Genomic DNA, 15973 nt, shown 5'->3' with positions numbered 1-15973 from the left:
ATTACGCGCCCGCGGCGGGAATTAATCATCTGCCGTCAGATGTTTACCCCGGCTTTTTCCGATGAGCCCATTTACGACGACCAGGAAGCCGACTTTTTGGCGGATGTGCCGGAAGAACTGGTGGAATTCTGGAATGTGGAATAGGGACTCAGGAGATCGCGAATTCGGAAATAAGTGAGCTCCAAAAAGTGTTTGGCCGCCAATTCGCGAATGTTCACGAATGATGGTGTTGAAATTAAATTTGTAACGATCGTGGGCGTTAAAGTGAAATCACGAACAATTGCCAAAATAAAATTGGGCACCTGCCATGACGTGGAATGTAAATACGCTTAAGAAACAGTGGGAAGAGAAAATTTTACGGCCATTTGTGAAAAAACAGGCCGAGCGATTGGAGCTGTTCCAAACCCCCTCGGGAATTGAAGAAGAGCGGGTCTGTCTGCCGCGGGAAGATTTCGACTACGCTGCCCAATTGGGATTTCCCGGTGATGTTCCCTTTACGCGCGGCATTTATCCCACCATGTACCGGGGGCGCTTTTGGACGATGCGCCAGTATTCCGGCTATGCGACCGCCGAGGAATCCAATCGGCGGTACAAATATCTTCTGGAACAGGGGCAGACGGGATTGTCGGTTGCCTTTGATCTGCCCACGCAAATCGGGTACGATTCGGATCATCCCCTGGCCGAAGGGGAAGTGGGAAAGGTGGGCGTGGCCATCGATTCCCTGAAGGATATGGAGCGGCTCTTCGACGGTATTCCGCTGGATAAAATCAGCACCTCCATGACCATTAATGCCACCGCCCCCATTTTGCTGGCGATGGTGATTGCCGTTGCCAAAAAACAGGGCGTCGCACTGGAAAAATTGTCGGGTACCATTCAGAACGACATCCTCAAGGAGTACATTGCCCGGGGGACCTACATTTATCCGCCCAGGCCCTCTCTGCGCCTCATTGCGAATGTCATTGAATATTGCAATGACCATTTGCCCAGGTGGAATCCCATTTCCATCAGCGGGTACCACATTCGGGAGGCCGGCTCCACCGCCGTGCAGGAGCTTGCCTTTACCTTTGCCAACGCCCTGACGTATGTGCAAACCGCCATCGATGCCGGATTGGATGTAAATCAATTCGGGAAACGCCTGTCTTTTTTCTTTAACGCACACAATTACTTTTTTGAGGAGATTGCCAAATTTCGGGCCGCCCGTCGCATCTGGACAAAAATTATGCGGGATCGTTTTCACGCCTCGGACAAAGCCGCATTCCGGCTGCGTTTTCACACGCAAACGGCGGGCTCGGCACTGACCGCGCAGGAGCCGGAAAACAACATTGTGCGGGTCACGCTGCAGGCCCTGGCTGCCGTGCTGGGAGGGACCCAATCCCTGCACACCAATTCCATGGACGAAGCGCTCTCGCTGCCCACCGAGCAGTCGGCCCGCATCGCTCTGCGCACCCAGCAGATCATCGCCTACGAGTCCGGCGTAACGGATACCATTGATCCGGTAGGCGGGAGCTATTTTCTGGAAGAGCTCACCGACGAGATCGAAAAAAGGGTGTGGGACTACTTGAACAAAATTGATGCCATGGGGGGATCCATCGGGGCCATTTCCAGCGGTTTTTTCCAGCGGGAAATTGCTGACAGCGCGTACAAATTTCAACAGGCGGTGAATCGGGGGGAGCGGATTGTAGTGGCTGTGAATAAATTCCAATCGGCTCATGCGCCCGCCCCCGAAATTCTGAAAGTTGACCCTTCCGTTCGGGATGTCCAGATCAGACAATTGCAGCATCTTCGTAAATCGCGTAACAACAGCGTGGTTCGGGAAAATTTGGAGCAATTGAAAAAGGCTGCCAGCGGTAATGAAAATCTGATGCCCTTTATTTTAAATGCGGTGGAAGCGTATGCCACCGTCGGGGAAATTTCAGACGCCCTGCGTGAGGTGTTTGGCGAGTACCGGGCCCCCACGGTTTTTTGAGGGAATAAAACCACTGATGCCACCAAGTCACGAAGGCACAAGGAATATTTTCAAAAAAGGGAGACTGAACCAATCTATGATTATTGAATCGCGTGCGTATGCCCGGGCGGGTTTGTTAGGAAATCCGTCGGACGGTTACTTTGGAAAAACCATTTCCATCAGCGTTCGAAATTTTGGTGCTCATGTGTCGCTTTACGAAACCCCGGAGCTGAAAATCGAACCTCAGGATGACGATCAAAATGTCTTCCGAAATATTTACGACCTGGTTGAACGGGTTCGTTTAACCGGCTATTACGGAGGGGATCGATTGATCAAGGCGGCCATTACGACATTCCACGGCTACTGCGAATCCCATCACATCCGCCTTCAAAACAAGAATTTTACCGTTCGCTACCGATCCTCAATTCCCCGGCAGGTAGGTTTGGCGGGGTCCAGTGCCATTGTTACGGCGGCCATGAAAGCCCTGATGCGATTTTATGAAGTGGAGATTCCCAGGGAGATTCTTCCATCGCTTATCTTAAAGGCTGAAAAGGAGGAGCTGAATATCAATGCGGGTCTTCAGGATCGGGTGATTCAGGTTTACGAGGGATGTGTGTACATGGATTTTAATCGTGAAATGATGGCAAGCAAGGGCCACGGAATCTACGAGCCGATAGACCCCGCGCTTTTGCCCAATCTTTACCTGGCTTACAAGGTGAGTCTGGGAAAGGTTTCGGGCACCGTTCTCAATACCATTCGCGAACGCTATGAAAAGGGGGAACACCTGGTAGTGGAAACCCTGGCAGAGATTGCCGAATTGGCAGAAATCGGGAAAAAAGCGCTTCTGGAAGGGGATCTGGAAACGGTGAATGAGGCCATTAACCGAAATTTTGATCTTCGGGAAAAAATCATGGGTATCAGTGAAAGCAACCTGGAGATGGTGCGGGTGGCCCGTCGGTGCGGAGCCACCGCCAAGTTTGCAGGTTCCGGCGGATCCATTATCGGAACGTACACGGACGACGCCATGCTTACCCGATTGATTATCGAATTAAAAAAATTGAATGCTCGTGTGATTAAACCGTACATTGTTTAACGTGTGAGGAAAAGTTTATGATTCGTAAAGCCGTTATTCCGGCCGCCGGTTTGGGAACGCGATTTCTTCCGGCGACCAAAGCACAGCCCAAGGAAATGCTTCCGATTATTGACACCCCAACCATTCAGTATGTGGTGCAGGAGACCACGGATTCCGGAATCGATGACGTGCTGATTGTTTCCGGAAAGGGAAAACGCGCCATTGAGGATCATTTCGATCGGAATTTCGAGTTGGAATCGCGTCTGAAAACCAAGAAGGACAAAGAGCTTTACAATGAAATTCGCCGGATTTCGGACATGACCCACATTCATTTTATTCGTCAGAAGGAATTAAACGGGCTGGGACACGCCATTTATCAGGCCCGGCTTCACACCGGAAACGAGCCCTTTGCGGTTTTACTGGGCGATACCATTATCGATTCCGTTATTCCCGTTACCCAGCAATTAATTGACATTTACGAACAATTTCAATGTACGGTTATAGCGGTGGAAGTCGTGCCCAGGGACAAGGTTTCGCGCTATGGAATTATCGGCGGAAAGCCCATCAGTGACCGCATCTGGGAGGTGACCGATCTGGTGGAAAAGCCGTCCGCGGAAGAAAGTCCCTCCAATCTGGCCATTGCGGGGCGGTATATCTTAACGCCCGAAATATTTCAGGCCATTGAAAAAACGCCCCGGGGCAAGGGGAATGAAATTCAATTGACGGATGCTTTGAGAATTTTGTTGCAGCGGGGAAAAATTATTTCCTACACCATTGAAGGCACGCGCTACGACATCGGCAACAAATTGGACTATTTGAAAACTATTGTCGATTTTGCTTTAAAACGGAAGGAATTTTCCCGGCCATTTCGCGAATTTTTAAAGGATCGCCTGGGAAAATAGATTGCAAATGACAAGTAAAATCCTTATTTTATTATCAATTCTATTTCCTCTGCAGGCCAAAAACAAGGAGCAGGAATAGGTTGTGTACGGAGCAAAACATTCCGTGGCAGCTTATTCTGCTGGAAAGCGTCGATTCAACCAACACGTTTCTTCTGAATTTGCCTTCAGACAAAAAAAAAGAGGGGTTGGTTGTTCGGGCAAAAATGCAGACGCAGGGCCGGGGGCGCCTGGGACGGCGGTGGGAATCGCCCCGGGAAAAGGGATTGTGGTTTTCGGTTTTGCTGAAACAAGTGCTTCGTGCGGATAAGAATTATCTTCTTCCGTTTTCGGCCGCCCTTGCAGTGGCCCGTGCTTTGAAAAAAATAGAGGGGTGTGATCCGGAAGTCAAGTGGCCCAACGATGTGTTGATCCACCGGAAAAAAGTCGCGGGTATTTTGTTGGAACAACGGGGAAGACCCGTGCCCGGCACTTTTCTTGTGGTGGGGATTGGCATCAACACGCATCAAACAGCAGAAGATTTTTCAGAAGCCTATGGGAATCACGCCACCTCTCTTCAACTGGCATGCGGCAAACGGGTGGATGATGAAGATTTATTTGGGGAAATATTAAATCAACTGGCTGTTTTTTATTCACATTACAAACAGGGAAATGAAAAATACATTCGGCAGTCTTTTTTTAAAGCAGGCCGCTATTGGGGTGAGACGGTCCGCTTGGCTCAGGGGAATCGGGTTTACGAGGGAACAGCCCTGGGGATCAATTCAAGGGGAGGATTGGTATTGCAGATCGGAGACAGGGAACGTTCCTTTTTTGCGGGCGATCTCCTTTTAAACGAGTGGTGGTAATGGCTGCACAAAACAAATCGGAACAGACAATGAAAGACCTTCTCCTGACCATTGACATTGGGAACACACACACGGTGTTGGGCTTTTTCCGGGAGAGGAAATTGGTGGCCCACTGGCGCCTGACCAGCAGCGTGAATCGAACCGAGGATGAGTCCTGGATGATGCTCCGGCTTTTTTGCGAATCGTCTCATTTCCGGGCGGATGAAATTGCCGGCGTGGTTATTTCGTCAGTCGTTCCCAATTTAACCCCGGTATTTGCCCAGATGACCCGAAATTACATGGGGATCGAGCCCCTGGTTGTCAGTTCGGCTCTGGAATTGCCCATTCAGATTGCCTACCAAAATCCCCGTGCCGTAGGGGCCGATCGAATTTGCGATGCGGTAGCCGGTTTTCATTCTTACGGCGGCCCGCTGATTATTGTCGATCTGGGAACGGCCACCACGTTCGATGTGATCACCGAAAACGGGGAATATCTGGGCGGAGCCATTGCCCCCGGTATTGAAACCTCGGCCATCGATTTGTTCCGGCGGGCGGCAAAATTATTTCCGGTTCAGTTTGAATTTCCGGAGAGGATTATCGGACGCAACACAAAGGAAAGCATTCAGGCCGGAATTATGTTTGGTGCCGTGCAGCAGGTGGATGGCATTGTAAAAACCATCATCGATGAATTGAACACCGACAAGAAGGTTCATGTTGTGGGCACGGGGGGATTGGCCGGTGTTATTCTAAACCGCTCGAAAACCATCGAAAAAGTGGAACCCTTTTTAACTCTGGACGGCATGCGGCTGATCTATGAAAATATATCTGCCTGAAAAGGATAATTTATGAAACAAACACGCAGTTTAAAAACACGATTCATTACGATCATACTGGTCCTATTCCTGCCGGCAATTCTTCTGGGAAAGGAAACCTTCCCCAAACCCGTCGGTTACGTCAATGACTTTGCAAATGTGATTCCGCCTGACTATCGGGCCAAAATTACCCGGATTTGTCTGGAAGTCAAGGAAAAAACGGGAGCGGAAATTGCCGTTGTTACGGTTGATTCTGTTGGTCCCGATTACACGCCAACCGAATATGCCAACCTCCTGTTTGAAAAATGGGGAATCGGGCAGAAGGGAAAGGACAACGGCGTGCTGCTGCTGGATGCCATCAAAGAACGCTACGTGTGGATAGAGGTCGGATATGGACTGGAAGGGATTCTTCCCGATGGGCTGGTGGGTGAAATCCGTGACCGCTATATTGTTCCCTACCTGAAGCAGGGCCGCCGGGGGGAAGCCTATTTGAACGGGGTTCGGGCCATTGCCGGTGTTATTGCCAAGAATGCCGGGGTTCAGATTACCGGAAGTGTTCAGATGCCCGTACAACGGCCGCTGACCTCGCGCAAAAAAAGGGATAAATACCGGTCGCTTTTTTGGCTTCTCTTCTGGCTGTTTTTCATTATTGTGCCTATTTTTGGCAGAAAATCGAAGAAAAAGCGCTCCGGATTCTGGGGGCCCTGGTTCTGGGGCGGGGGTGGATTTGGCGGCGGAGGCGGGGGCTTCGGCGGAGGAGCTTCCGGCGGCGGAGGCGCCGGCGGAGGATATTGAGTTGGCCGGACCGCTTGTTCTTTCGACAGGATTTACACGGATGGCACTCATTTGTATTCAATACAATCAATTGGTGAAAATTCGAGAAATTCGTGGGTTAATCCCTATTGGCCATACAAGCAGGAATAGCCACGAATGCGCGAATAAAAAATGTATGGGCTTTTGGAATAGACAATCATTCTTTTGACGGGATTTACCGGATAAAAATGGCATCCTGTTTATCCTGTCCAAAAACAATCTGGAGGGTTTATGGCAAAGATTCCAAAAATTCCGTCGGAAATTTTTGGTGAATTTTCAGATGATATGAAATCCATTTACGAGACGGATTTGATTTCAATTATTCTTTATGGCAGTGCGGCCAGAGGCGATTATGTCCCAAAGAAATCGGATATCAATTTTTTGGTGATTTTGACGGAGGCCGGCATAAAATCGATCGACCGTACCTTTGATCTGCTTAAAAAATGGCGAAAACGGGCGGTGGCCACCCCTCTGTTCTTGACGCCAGAATACATCAAAAGCTCTCTCGACAGCTTTCCCCTGGAATTCTGGGATATGAAAAAATTCCACCAAATTGTTTACGGCGAAGATTTGCTGCGGGGACTGGAAATCAGACGCTCCGATTTACGCCTCCAGTGCGAGCGGGAAGTAAAAGGCAAACTCCTGCATTTGCGGCAGAATTTTTTGAATTCTGAAGGACGAACCGAGCGCTTGCGCATGCTCCTGGTCCATTCCGTACCCAGTTTTCTGACCATTTTTAATGCCCTTTTATTTTTGAAAAATGAATCCACGCAGAATTCAAGACGAGATATTTTTTTAAATACCGCAAAGGTGTTTGATTTGAACCGGGAGGTCTTTGAAAAAATTCTGGATTTGCGTTACGAAAAACTCAAATTGAAAAAAAACAAACTATTTGACCTTACACAGGCCTTTATCGAAGAAATTCGGAAATTGTCTAAACGGGTTGATCAACTGTAAATCTAAGGAGGAAGAATGGCAAAGAAGTCAAAAACCTGGATTTGGGTTTTGGGTGTCATCATCATTTTGCTGCTAATTATTTATGTTCAATTTAAAAACACGTACAATACATTGGTTCAGTTGGATGAACAGGTGAAAAGCGCCCAGTCGGAAATCGAAAATCAATTACAGCGCCGCTACGACTTAATCCCAAACTACGTGGAGACCGTGAAAGGATACGCCGCTCACGAAAAGGATGTTCTGGTAAAAATTACGGAAGCACGTTCCCGAATGGGCTCGGCGTCTACGCTTGGCGAAAAATTGCAGGCCAATGACCAATTGAATTCAGCTCTGGCCCGCTTGATGGTCGTGGTTGAAAATTACCCCAATTTAAAAGCCAACGAGAATTTTATTCGGCTTCAGGATGAATTGGCGGGTACGGAGAATCGCATTGCAGTGGCCAGACGGCGGTACATTCAGGCTGTTCAGGTGTATAATCAGACCGTGCGGAAATTCCCAACCAATCTTATTGCAGGTATGTTGGGATTCCGTGAAAAAGAACAGTTTAAAACGGTGAAGGCGGCCCAGCAAGCGCCAAAGGTCAATTTCAAGAATCAATGACCCGGCTGGAAAATCATCTTCAAAAAATCAAATCCCGGCTAACGGCCTACTTCGATTGTGAAGAGAAAAAAAGGGTGGGTAACTATTTCTGGGATTTGGTGGCGGTATCGCACAGAGATACACAGCGGTTCTTTCTTCAAAAACACTGGGTTATTGACGATTACCGCGTGTCTGAAATTCACCTGTACAAAATCATTCCGGGGAAACTATCGGACAGGGAATGGGGAGCATTCAAGGAAGCCCTTCTCCAGGCCGCTCTGGAACGGGTAACTCCCGGATTTCACCAGATGGAAACGCTCGTTTACGGAATTATCCTGACCGGGCAGCTGCCAGAGGAGCAGCTTATCCGGGAAATCAGAACTTTTCGAAAACGGAAAAATTTTCTTTTGGGGATAAAAGGATGGCTGATTTTGCAGACGGCATTGGTAGTCCCCGACGCAAATCAGGTCGTTGTTCGAAAATCGCTGAAGCATGTGGAAAATCTGATCAAATAAAATGGATTCATTGTCTCTATCCAAAAAGGAAATGATTTTTAGCGCGTGATTTGATGAGGGAGGTAAACCATGGGTTCGGCGTATTTGATGATATTGGCACTGGTTCTGTTTGGTTTTGCCTACACATTTTACGGCCGTTTTGTAGCCAAACGCCTGGGAATCGATCCTGAGCGACCCACACCGGCACATACCATGACGGATGGTGTGGACTACGTTCCGGCAAAAGTTCCCATTCTTTTCGGACACCATTTTGCATCTATTGCAGGGGCCGCTCCAATAATCGGGCCGATTACAGCAGCGGTTTTTGGCTGGATTCCGGTCTATTTGTGGATTTTGCTGGGCTCCATTTTCATTGGCGGCGTACACGACACATCCGCCATTGTGGCCTCCATCCGGCACCAGGGCAAATCGATCGGTGAAATTATTGAAGAACATGTGGGGGAAAGCGGAAAGAAACTGTTTCTCATTTTTGCCTGGGCCACGCTGGTGCTGGTAGTGGCTGTCTTCACCATTGTTGTGGCAAAAACATTTGTGTCGGTACCGGCGGCGGCAACGGCCTCCGTGCTATTTCTGGTGTTGGCGCTCTTTTTTGGTGCGGCTGTGTACCGTTACCACCTGCATGTGGGAATTGCAACCCTGATCGGTGTGATTCTTTTATTCTCCTGCGTGTACATCGGATTGGTTTTTCCCATCCAGCTTTCCACAACGGTGTGGATCTACATTTTGCTTGCGTACATCTTTGTTGCTTCGGTTACCCCCGTGTGGATCCTCCTGCAGCCGCGGGACTACTTGAATTCATTTCTGCTGTACGCCCTTATTCTGGGGGCCGTTCTGGGTATTTTTATCGGGAATCCGAAGGTACAACTGGTAGCCTATTCTCAGTTCCACACGGATTTGGGGTACCTGTTTCCCATTCTCTTTGTGACCGTTGCCTGCGGGGCGATTTCCGGTTTTCATTCGCTGGTGGGTTCGGGAACCACAGCCAAACAGCTGGACCGGGAATCCGATGCCCGAATCATCGGGTACGGAGGGATGTTGACGGAGGGGCTTCTGGCCGTGGTTTCACTTACCGCAGCGGCGGTTTTGTTAAAGTCTGATTACGCGGCTTTTCTGACCAAATCCGGCGGCGGACCCATCGCGCTTTTCTCGGTTAGCGTAGGCAATTTTATGACCGCACTGGGAATCCCCGTGCACGTGGGAAAAACATTTGCCGCATTGGCCGTTTCGGCCTTTGCCTTAACCTCTCTGGACACCGCCACTCGCCTTTCGCGCTACGCCTTTCAGGAATTCTTTGAAAAGACGGGGGAGGTGAAACAATCCGTTCTGGCCAAAAATCGGTTTATCGGAACAACGGTGAGTGTCTTCTTTGGCGGTGCTCTGGCCCTTAGCGGACAGTGGAAGGCCATCTGGCCGATTTTCGGATCGGCAAACCAGCTTTTGGCGGCTCTGGCTTTGCTGGCCGTTTCGGTTTGGCTGGCTCAGTTGGGAACCAAGAATGCGTTTACACGCTACCCCATGTACTTTATGTTTGCCGTTACACTGACCGCCCTGATCAATTTGATTGTAAAAAACATGCTCAGTCACGATTTTCTTCTAATGGCGATGGCTGTTTTGTTGTTTATTATTGCGGTTGTTCTGGCGATTCAAGCCTACACCAGCATGCAAAAGGGGCATAAGGCGGCCACCGGGGAAGCAGGCTCGCCCAGATGAAAGGGTCTTTTGAAAAAGCAAAAAAACTGCTGATCAGGATCATCCGCACGGTGCGCCTGTTTCTGTACGGGAGTTTTGAATTGACTCTGAAACATCACATTGAAAAGGAAATGGCGCGCCGAATGGATTTTTTTATGATGATTTGTTTTGGAGATTTAATTGGACTGCCCGTGCCAAGTTATCTCACATTCAGGTTGCTGCCGTTTTTCTTGAAAGAACTCCCGTACTGGCAGCGGCGGATGGCGCGCGGAAAGGAAACCATTTACGATCGCATGGCGGAATTCGCCCGCGAGTTTTAAACGGATCACATGTCAGGCAGACGGCTCTTATTGGGAATCAAGCAAACGTGAAATTTCTTTTTGGCGGAAAGGGTGGGGTCGGAAAAACCACCACGGCTGCAACGGCCGCACTTTACTGGGCCGGGCGGGGGAAAACACTTCTGGTTTCTACGGATCCGGCGCATTCCCTTTCGGATATTTTTGAAATGTCCGTTGGGGGCACCGAAACAGAAATCAGGCCCAATCTTTTTGCATTGGAAATCGATCCGGAATCGGCCATACACGCATACAAGGAAAAGATTGTTCAACAATTTGGCCGGACGCTTCAGGAGTTTCATCTGAATCTGGAAGCCTATCTGGAATCCATTGAACACAATCCGGGAGCGTACGAATCCGCTATTTTTGATGAATTTGCCAAACATCTTTTACGAAATGATTACGAAACGATTGTGTTCGACACCGCACCCACCGGCGCTACGCTGCGCTTGATTTTTATGCCGGACTATTTGAACAATTGGATTCAGTTTTTAATTCAATCCAGAAAGGGCATTTTGAAATTGCGGGATATGCTGACCCGTGAAAAAGACCCCGTTATTGAAACACTTTATCAAATGAAATCTCAGTTTGAAAAAATCGGCCGGTTGTTAACCTCGGAAGAAACAAAGTTTGTACTTGTTCTCAATCCAGAAACCCTCGCCTTTGAAGAAACCGCACGTACCATTCGCTTTTTGCATCGTTTCAATGTTCCGGTAGGCGGCCTGGTCGTCAATCGGGTCGTGGATGATGCCTTTCCCTACAGAGGTTATCTCGCCTCTCAAAAAAGAATCCTTGAAACCATTCAACATAAATACAATCGCATTCCACAGGTGCAGATTCCCTTTTTGGGGGATGAAGTGAAAGGTTTGGATCGGTTAGGGCAGTTGCTGCCCTTTCTTGAGCAATTATTTCATTGACCCCCCGTTGGGGAGCCGAAAAAAACTGAAGAGGTGATCATGGAAAAGAGAGAGTCGGACGTTTACGAATTTCGGCAAAAATTGGGTTTTTGGTTAGGTATTCCTGTTTTTTTAATCATGTTGTTTTTGCCTGTTCCCCACGGAATGAGTGTAGCGGCGTGGAAAACCGCGGCAGTTGCATCCGTAATGGTGATCTGGTGGCTTACCGAGGCCATCCCCATTCCGGCCACAGCCCTGTTACCCCTGGCGCTGTTTCCGCTGCTGAAGATTTCAAATGCCAAAACGGTGGCCGCCGCTTACGGGGATAAGAATATTTTCCTGTTTCTGGGCGGTTTTCTCATGGCCATGACCATGGAAAAGTGGAAGCTGCACCGGCGCATCGCTCTTAACATTATTCATTTTCTGGGAACCAGTCCCCGTAAAATTATTCTGGGATTTATGGTTGCCACGGCCTTTTTATCCATGTGGATTTCAAACACAGCGACCACAATGATGATGCTGCCCATTGCCATGGCCATCATTTATCACACGGAAACCCTCCGCCGAAAAGCCGGTGAAATCATCACAAAAGACGATCATTTTAATGTGGCCATGCTGCTGGGAATTGCCTACGCCGCAAGCATTGGAGGAATCGGCACCATTATCGGCACGCCCCCGAATATCGTTTTTGCGGCGGCTGTAAAAAAGCTGTTTCCCGGCGCCCCGGAAATTGATTTTTTTCAATGGTTTTTGGTTGGATTCCCGCTGGTCGTGGTATTTTTGCCCATGGCCTGGGTTTACCTGGTGAAAGTTGCTTTACCGATTCGCCAAAAAGATTTACCGGGTGGAAAGGAAATTGTGGCGAAAGAATTGAAAGAAATCGGCCCCCTTTCAAAAGCAGAAAAGTACACACTTTTTTGGTTTCTGGTTATGGCGCTTGGCTGGATTTTTAGAAAAAACATTCACGCCGGATTCGTCACCATCCCCGGCTGGTCCGATCTGCTTGGAATTGCCAAATATGTTCACGATTCAACGGTGGCCATTTTTGTGAGCATTTTTCTGTTCCTCACACCCGTGAATTTTAAAAAGGGAATTTTTCTCCTGGATTGGGAGCAGGCCAGAGGAGTCCCCTGGGGAATTTTAATTCTCTTTGGCGGGGGAATTGCCCTGGCGCAGGGATTCCAGGTTACCGGTTTGGCCGAGTGGATTGGCCATTCGCTGGCCATTTTAAAGGCCGTTCCCTTGCCCCTGATGGTTTTTCTCACGGCACTTATGATTGCCATGTTGACGGAAATTACCTCTAATACAGCCATTGCCACTATTTTTATGCCGATTATGGCAGCAACCTCCATTGGAATGGGGGAGCATCCCTTTCTCTTGATGATTACGGCGACGATTGCCGCATCTCTGGCATTTATGCTGCCGGTGGCCACCCCGCCCAATGCCATTGTTTTTGGATCGGGGTATCTTACGGTGCCTCAAATGTTTAAGGTTGGCGTTATTCTGGATATTTTGGGTGTGATTGTTACAACGATTGTGATTTACGCACTGGCCATTCCGATTTTTGGCATTGTATTGCAACAGCTGCCGGCCTGGGCACACTAAGGAAAAGATGGCACGGAAACCCTTTAAAAATCTGTCCCACGATCTCCGTTCACGACGGAAAAAAGGCGTCCGGCGAAATCTGAAGAAAATCCGGGAAAGATGGCTGCTGAAAGAAAAGCAGCACGCGAAAAAGAAAATTTGATTTAAAGGGAAAAGTTTCTTAAAATAATAATCGAATCAATTCTAAAAAAATGGATATAAAATGGCAAAGTTCCAATCGGTCGATTTTCTGGGTTTTGATGCGCTTTTAAGTGAAGAAGAACAGTTGGTGCGGCAAACGGTACGCAGCTGGGTAGATGAACGGGTTCTTCCCATCATTGAAGATTACTACGAGCAGGCACGTTTTCCGATGCATCTGATTCCCGAAATGGGGGAGCTGGGGCTGTTGGGAGCCAATTTACACGGCTACGGAGCAGCCGGATTGAATAATGTGGCCTACGGACTGGCCATGCAGGAATTGGAACGGGGAGACAGCGGTATTCGCAGCTTTGCTTCGGTTCAGGGGGCCCTGGTCATGTACCCGATTTTTTCTTTTGGCAGTGACGATCAGCGCAAACGCTATCTACCGAAACTGGCAAAGGGTGAACTGATTGGCTGCTACGGACTAACCGAACCGGATTTCGGATCCAATCCGGGGGGCATGCGCACCACAGCCGTGGATGACGGCGATTCGTATGTCCTCAACGGGACAAAAATGTGGATTACCAACGGCAGCATCGCCGATGTGGCCGTGGTGTGGGCCAAATTGAATGGAAAGGTGGCCGGGTTTTTGGTTGAAAAGGGAACGCCCGGTTTTGAAACCACGCTTATTAAACACAAACTTTCGCTCCGGGCCTCGGTAACCTCTGAGCTGATTTTTGACGAGTGCCGCATTCCCAAACGGAACCGTCTTCCGGAAGCCGAAGGCCTGAAATACCCGCTGATGTGTCTGACGCAGGCCCGGTACTCCATTGCCTGGGGAGCCATCGGATCGGCCATGGCCTGCTACGATGAAGCGCTTCAGTATGCGAAAAACCGGGTTCAATTCGACCGCCCCATTGCCGGTTTCCAAATTCAGCAGGAAAAACTGGTTAAGATGCTGACGGAAATCACAAAAATGCAATTTATGACGCTTCAACTCGGACGACTTAAAGACAATGGGCAGGCCAAATTTTATCAGGTGTCGATGGCAAAGCAGAACAATGTGTACTGGGCTCTGGAAATTGCACGGCTGGCTCGCGATATTTTGGGAGCCAACGGAATTGTGGGAGAGTACCAGGCGATGCGGCACGCGGCAAATCTGGAATCGGTGAAAACCTACGAAGGGACGCACGATATCCACACACTCATTGTGGGAGAGCAGATTACGGGGCTTTCGGCTTTTGTGTGATTTTTATTTTTTGCATCCAATTTTGGTAGCAGGAAGTCTCCTCCAACAAGGGGGATATTTTTATGGGGGGGTATTCAGTGGGGAATGCGGCGATTAAGATATTGATGTGACCTGCGGGCAAAAAGGGTCAACGTTTGTATTTCCAAAAATTAAAAAGGTGTAACTATGGATTTACCTATTTTAGTTGTACGGCATCACTTGGAAGAAACCCTGGGGAGCTGGGAAGGCCTATTTATTCGTGAAGGAATTCCCTTTACCTACAGGGACGTCTACAGGGGCGAAATGCTGCCGGGACGGCTGGAAGCCTATTCCGGCGTAATCGTTCTGGGTGGATTTATGGGGGTTTACGAACAGGAGTCTTACCCATTTTTAGCCGATGAACTAAGATGGCTGGAAACGGTTGTCAAAGCCGAAAAACCCCTGGTCGGTATTTGTTTGGGCAGCCAGCTGATTGCGCGGGTTTTGGGCGCCGGGGTGTACAGGGGCTACGCCGGCCCGGAAATCGGATGGAAACCCGTAACACTAACCAAAGAGGGGCAGGCGGATCCGCTTTTTGGAGGGTTCCCCTCACGTTTTATTCCCGTGCATTGGCATGGCGATACGTTTGATCTGCCCATCGGTGCCACGCTATTGGCATCATCCGAAATGTACCCTCATCAGGCATTTCGCTTTGGAAGCAAGACGCTTGCCGTTCAATTTCATGTGGAAGCGACGGAAAAACTCATTAAATTTTGGTTAAGAGAAAGTGCGTCCCGGAGTGACAACGAGGCAGGAAATGAGAAAGCTATTTTAAACGATACGGCCGCGTATTTACCCGAATTGGAGCGGCTTTCGGAAAAGCTTTGGGCCAATATTGAAACTATCCTTTTCAAAAGCGAATAGAGAGGATACCATCAAAATGAATACGGATTTGGAAATGGCCGGAGAGATTCTGAGAAAAGGAGGATTATCTTTTGTTGTGGTAAAGGATGGACAGGTATTGGCAAAAGAAACAGGTCCGTCCGTTCAACCCCTGGCAAAATTTTTGAAAGAACATTCTGAAGAGGTAAAAGGTGCTTCGCTGGCGGATAAGGTTGTCGGGCGGGCGGTAGCCATTTTGTCGGCTTTTCATGGAATTAAGGCTGTTTTTGCATTACTTATGAGTGAAGGTGCAGTAAAATTTTTACAATCTCATGAAATTCATTATGAGTATCAAACGCGGGTCCCGGTCATTCTGAATATGCGGGGTGACGGTCCCTGTCCGATTGAAAAGAGCCTGAGTTTGGCAGAAACCCCCGAAGAAGGGATGCAGATTCTGCGGGAAAGGGGTTTTGTCAAATGAAAGCGGCACGGTGGTTCAGACGACGGGATATTCGTATTGAAAACCTGCCCGTTCCTCCTGTGAGGCCGGGATATGTGCGGGTCAAAATTGCCTGGGCGGGGGTCTGTGGCTCGGATATTCACGAATTTGTGGAGGGGCCCATTTTTATTCCCACGGAGCCCCACCCATTGCTTAAAACCATGAGTCCCCAAACCCTGGGGCACGAGATGAGCGGAATTGTGGATGCGATTGGTGAAGGCGTTACGTCTGTATCCGTAGGGGATCATGTGGCGGTGTCGCCCCTGATTTCTTGCGGAGAATGCGAATGGTGTCAAAGCGGTTACCCCCAGCTTTGTGAGAAGT

At 49.0% G+C, this 15973-nt stretch carries 18 protein-coding genes; all 18 read left to right on the top strand.

Annotation, left to right across the window (positions count from 1 at the left end; translation table 11 throughout):
* A partial coding sequence (locus GXO76_09360; protein ID NOY78061.1) for a hypothetical protein occupies positions 1-144 on the top strand: 144 nt, incomplete at its 5' end.
* A 163-nt stretch (positions 145-307) separates the two neighbouring features.
* Positions 308-1966 carry a methylmalonyl-CoA mutase family protein gene (locus GXO76_09355; GenBank protein NOY78060.1) on the top strand — a complete coding sequence of 553 codons (1659 nt, stop codon included), beginning with the start codon at positions 308-310 and terminating at the stop codon, positions 1964-1966.
* Between the two features lie 76 nt (positions 1967-2042).
* Complete coding sequence (locus tag GXO76_09350; GenBank protein NOY78059.1) at positions 2043-3038, top strand: GHMP kinase; 996 nt, start codon at positions 2043-2045, stop codon at positions 3036-3038.
* Between the two features lie 17 nt (positions 3039-3055).
* A complete protein-coding gene (gene galU / locus GXO76_09345; protein ID NOY78058.1) occupies positions 3056-3919 on the top strand; it encodes a UTP--glucose-1-phosphate uridylyltransferase GalU in 864 nt (287 codons plus the stop codon).
* 80 nt (positions 3920-3999) lie between these two features.
* The gene (locus GXO76_09340) at positions 4000-4761 is read left to right on the top strand and encodes a biotin--[acetyl-CoA-carboxylase] ligase (GenBank protein ID NOY78057.1); all 762 of its coding nucleotides are present in this window, start codon (positions 4000-4002) and stop codon (positions 4759-4761) included.
* Positions 4762-4790: 29 nt separating this feature from the next.
* Positions 4791-5573, top strand: coding sequence for a type III pantothenate kinase (locus GXO76_09335; GenBank protein NOY78056.1), 783 nt, complete (start codon positions 4791-4793; stop codon positions 5571-5573).
* A gap of 12 nt (positions 5574-5585) precedes the next feature.
* Positions 5586-6347 (top strand): TPM domain-containing protein, encoded by a 762-nt coding sequence (locus tag GXO76_09330; protein NOY78055.1) that lies wholly within the window; start codon positions 5586-5588, stop codon positions 6345-6347.
* A gap of 249 nt (positions 6348-6596) precedes the next feature.
* Entirely contained in the window at positions 6597-7322 is a 726-nt protein-coding gene (locus GXO76_09325; protein ID NOY78054.1) for a hypothetical protein, read from the top strand.
* A 15-nt stretch (positions 7323-7337) separates the two neighbouring features.
* Positions 7338-7922 carry a LemA family protein gene (locus tag GXO76_09320; protein ID NOY78053.1) on the top strand — a complete coding sequence of 195 codons (585 nt, stop codon included), beginning with the start codon at positions 7338-7340 and terminating at the stop codon, positions 7920-7922.
* Positions 7919-8416 carry a hypothetical protein gene (locus GXO76_09315; GenBank protein ID NOY78052.1) on the top strand — a complete coding sequence of 166 codons (498 nt, stop codon included), beginning with the start codon at positions 7919-7921 and terminating at the stop codon, positions 8414-8416. The genes GXO76_09320 and GXO76_09315 overlap by 4 nt, the downstream gene beginning before the upstream one ends.
* A gap of 69 nt (positions 8417-8485) precedes the next feature.
* Complete coding sequence (locus tag GXO76_09310; protein NOY78051.1) at positions 8486-10126, top strand: carbon starvation protein A; 1641 nt, start codon at positions 8486-8488, stop codon at positions 10124-10126.
* The gene (locus GXO76_09305; protein ID NOY78050.1) at positions 10123-10425 is read left to right on the top strand and encodes a hypothetical protein; all 303 of its coding nucleotides are present in this window, start codon (positions 10123-10125) and stop codon (positions 10423-10425) included. The genes GXO76_09310 and GXO76_09305 overlap by 4 nt, the downstream gene beginning before the upstream one ends.
* 47 nt (positions 10426-10472) lie before the next feature.
* Positions 10473-11357 (top strand): ArsA family ATPase, encoded by an 885-nt coding sequence (locus tag GXO76_09300; protein ID NOY78049.1) that lies wholly within the window; start codon positions 10473-10475, stop codon positions 11355-11357.
* A 39-nt stretch (positions 11358-11396) separates the two neighbouring features.
* Positions 11397-12941 carry a DASS family sodium-coupled anion symporter gene (locus tag GXO76_09295; protein ID NOY78048.1) on the top strand — a complete coding sequence of 515 codons (1545 nt, stop codon included), beginning with the start codon at positions 11397-11399 and terminating at the stop codon, positions 12939-12941.
* 202 nt (positions 12942-13143) lie between these two features.
* Positions 13144-14310 (top strand): acyl-CoA dehydrogenase, encoded by a 1167-nt coding sequence (locus GXO76_09290; GenBank protein NOY78047.1) that lies wholly within the window; start codon positions 13144-13146, stop codon positions 14308-14310.
* A gap of 165 nt (positions 14311-14475) precedes the next feature.
* A complete protein-coding gene (locus GXO76_09285; protein ID NOY78046.1) occupies positions 14476-15192 on the top strand; it encodes a type 1 glutamine amidotransferase in 717 nt (238 codons plus the stop codon).
* A 16-nt stretch (positions 15193-15208) separates the two neighbouring features.
* On the top strand, positions 15209-15631 hold the full coding sequence (locus tag GXO76_09280) for a DUF1893 domain-containing protein (protein ID NOY78045.1): 423 nt from the start codon (positions 15209-15211) through the stop codon (positions 15629-15631).
* Positions 15628-15973: alcohol dehydrogenase catalytic domain-containing protein (locus tag GXO76_09275; protein ID NOY78044.1), on the top strand; the 346-nt coding region annotated here is incomplete at its 3' end. The genes GXO76_09280 and GXO76_09275, both read left to right, overlap by 4 nt.

The organism is Calditrichota bacterium, from assembly GCA_013151735.1.
Lineage (GTDB): Bacteria > Zhuqueibacterota > JdFR-76 > JdFR-76 > BMS3Abin05 > BMS3Abin05.
The sequence above is the reverse complement of the archived record's forward strand: the minus strand, read 5'-3'. Positions and strand labels throughout refer to the sequence as shown.